Source organism: Mesorhizobium sp. M1E.F.Ca.ET.041.01.1.1 (assembly GCF_003997355.1).
GTDB lineage: Bacteria > Pseudomonadota > Alphaproteobacteria > Rhizobiales > Rhizobiaceae > Mesorhizobium.
Map to the genome: position 1 here is coordinate 1 of NZ_RZSL01000665.1, position 3,020 is coordinate 3,020.

Consider the following 3,020-nt stretch of genomic DNA (forward strand, 5'->3'; position numbering starts at 1 on the left):
GCCCCATCTCCATGCGAGTCAGTCCCCGCGTCACCTCGGCGCCCAGCCCGCCCGCTCCGACAACGTCCGCAAGGACGACCATGGCGAGCGACAAGAGGATGCACTGGTTCAGCCCGACCAGCAGCGTCGGGGTGGCCGAGGGGAGATTTTAAAGCGCGGCGCTCGAATCCGTTTCGACGCGACGCACTTTAAGGCGGCGGCCGCGGATCTGCTTTACAAGAAGGTTCGCCGCCGCTGCCGAGCCCAGGGTCCAGCTTTTTGTAAGGCTGAAGCGGGTGTCAGTTGTCGCCGACGAGGGCGTCTGCTTTCAGTCCCTGGGGCGCGATGAACATCTCCATATTCTCGCGCGACAGTTCCCAATGCTCGAACACGAGGTCGACAACGGCGTCCTCATCATGACCGCCGATGGCCGAGATGAACGCATCATGGTGTTCGACTGCTATTTTTAGGCGCCTGCGCATGTCATCATTGCGCGGGCGGAAGAAGGTGCGGCCGATACGGGCGTGATCGATCAGCAACCTGCCGAGGCTCGGTTGTAGATAGACATTCGCGGACATCTCGCCGATGATCTCGTGAAACCTGTTGTTCTCGATCACCATGGCAAGCGCGTCGCCAGATTTGCTCGCGGCGCGGAAACGCTCCTGCGTGTCCTTCAAGTCTGTCATCTGTGAAGGCTTGAAATTTTGCACCGCCAGCCGGCCGATGGCGGCGTAGACCATCGGGGCGACCAGGAAGAATTGCCGAAGCGTCGAGTGGTTCATCGGAACGACCCTAGCCCCCCGGTTCGCGCGGATTTCGATGTAGCCTTCACCCTCCAGCCGGCGGAAGATTTCCCTGACCGGGGTCCGCGACAGTCCATAGCGTTCGCTCAGCGCCACCTCGTCCAGATCCTCGTCGGGATCGAGCTCCATCGTCAGGATGCGACGCTTCAGATCGTCATAGAGACTGCCCTTGCTTCCCTTCATGGCGCACCTTCGGAATCATATCTGCCAGTCGATCATATTTGGCACGGCTGGAAGAGTCGCATGCGCTCGTGGGCGAGTCCTGGTACACAATATATAGCCAGATGGTCGGTGACCCGTGTGGGGCAGGAAAAGACGATCCCATCCGAATGAGCGTCGGATAACGCGAGGGACGATCCCGGAAGAGAATGGCCAAAAGATTTGCGTTTCTGCTGGTTCGCGACTTCACCCTGTCGCCGCTTTCGCTCTTCATCGACACGCTGCGGCTGGCGGGCGATGAGGGCGACCGCAGCCGCAGGGTGGAATTCGACTGGCAGATCGTCGGCGAACGCGGCCTGCCGATCCGGGCGAGCTGCGGCGTCGAATTGCTGCCGACGAAGGCGATCGGCAATCCGGAGGATTTCGACAACGTCGTCGTGGTCGGCGGCCTGCTCGACACCAACCGCAGTCTCAGTTCGGAAAAGGAAGCATTCCTTTTGCGGGCCGCCGAGAGGGGCGTGCCCATAACCGCGCTTTGCACGGGAAGCTTCGTACTGGCGCGCTACGGCTTGCTGGACGGCTACAGCGCCGCCGTCAGCTGGTTCCACATCAAGGATTTTCGGGCCGAGTTCCCCGACGTGAACGCGCATGCGGACAGTTTGTTTTCCGTCGACCGCGGCCGCGCGACATGTGCCGGCGGCACGGGCGCTGCCGACCTCGCCGGCTATTTCGTGTCGCAGTTCATCGGCCAGAAGGCAGCGGAAAAAGCCGCCAAGATCCTGGTGCTCGATCGCATCCGCAACATCAGCGACGTGCAGCCCGTAGGCGACCTGTTTCCCGAAGCCGCGAGCCGTGCGGTGAAGCGGGCCTTGCTCCTGATGGAAAGCAATCTCCAGGACAAGGTATCGGTTACCGAGATCGCAAGCCGCCTGAATTGCTCGCGGCGCCAGCTCGAGCGTCTTTTCGCGACCGAACTGGGCACCAGCCCGATGGCTGCCTATCTTGCGCTGCGCGTGCATTACGCGAAGTCGCTGCTGGAAGGGAGCGATCTGCAGATAGGCGACATCGCCTACCGATGCGGCTTCGAAAATGCCGGGCATTTCAGCCGGGTGTTCCGCCAGCACACCGGCATCACGCCAACCCATCTCAGGCATCCTGGCCGCTTGGCTGCTCAAGCGACGAAACAATGACTCCCGCGATGAAGGAACGGCGCAGGCGCGGGGCGCGGCGTCCGAGGGTGCGTTGAGATTCAGGTCAGCCGGCATCACCTGAATATCAACACACCCTACGAAATCCGCTGCCCGCTCTCGTCGAGCAGAACGCATCCGGCCGGATCGAACCCGACCTCGATCGGCTCGCCCTCGCGAACGATGCGGCCGTTGATCGGCGCGTTGGCGCGGATGCTGGTCTCGCCGCCGATGTCGATCTCGTAGATGGCGCTGCCGCCGAGATACGAGGTCGAGACGACGCGGCCGGACAGCCGGTTGGTGCTCGCCGTGGCGCCGACCGACAGTTTCTGCGGCCGGACCACGATGGTGACCTTGCTGCCTGGCGCCAGCGGCCGTGGAGACGTCACATCGATCGTCTGGCCGGCGGCGAGCGTGATCGCGATCGCTCCGTCGGACTTGCTCACCGTTCCGGCGAGCATGTTGGCCTTGCCGAGGAAATCGGCGACGAAGGCGGTGGCCGGCATCTCGTAGACCTCCTCCGGCGTGCCGATCTGCTCCACCGAACCGGCGTTCATCACCACGATGCGATCCGACATGGAGAGCGCCTCTTCCTGATCGTGCGTGACGAAGATGGCGGTGATGCCGGTTTCCTTCTGGATCTTCTTGATCTCGACGCGCATTTCCTCGCGCATGTTGGCGTCGAGCGCCGACAGCGGCTCGTCGAGCAAAAGCACCTGCGGCTGGAAGACGATGGCCCGCGCCAGCGCGATGCGCTGCTGCTGCCCGCCCGACAATTGCGAGGGCAGTTTCTTCTCGCTGCCCGGCAGCCGCACCATGTCGAGCGCCCGGCCCACTTTGCGCGCGATCTCCGGCTTCGGCACGTTGCGGTATTTCAGGCCGAAGGCGACAT

At 62.9% G+C, this 3,020-nt stretch carries 3 protein-coding genes and 1 pseudogene; 1 reads left to right on the forward strand and 3 read right to left on the reverse strand.

The window, feature by feature from the left end; translation table 11 throughout:
* Both EOA38_RS40655 and EOA38_RS32225 read right to left on the reverse strand, forming a co-directional pair.
* Positions 1-145: pseudogene (locus EOA38_RS40655) on the reverse strand (proline/glycine betaine ABC transporter permease); the annotation flags it as partial.
* A 133-nt stretch (positions 146-278) separates the two neighbouring features.
* Positions 279-965 carry a GntR family transcriptional regulator gene (locus EOA38_RS32225; RefSeq protein ID WP_126094667.1) on the reverse strand — a complete coding sequence of 229 codons (687 nt, stop codon included), beginning with the start codon at positions 963-965 and terminating at the stop codon, positions 279-281.
* Between the two features lie 185 nt (positions 966-1,150).
* On the opposite strand from EOA38_RS32225, the gene EOA38_RS32230 reads away from it, so the two are divergent.
* Positions 1,151-2,131 carry a GlxA family transcriptional regulator gene (locus EOA38_RS32230; protein ID WP_126094666.1) on the forward strand — a complete coding sequence of 327 codons (981 nt, stop codon included), beginning with the start codon at positions 1,151-1,153 and terminating at the stop codon, positions 2,129-2,131.
* A gap of 95 nt (positions 2,132-2,226) precedes the next feature.
* Here the strand turns inward: EOA38_RS32230 and EOA38_RS32235 are convergent.
* Positions 2,227-3,020, reverse strand: a 794-nt coding sequence (locus EOA38_RS32235; RefSeq protein WP_145966172.1) for an ABC transporter ATP-binding protein, incomplete at its 5' end; no start/stop codon positions are given.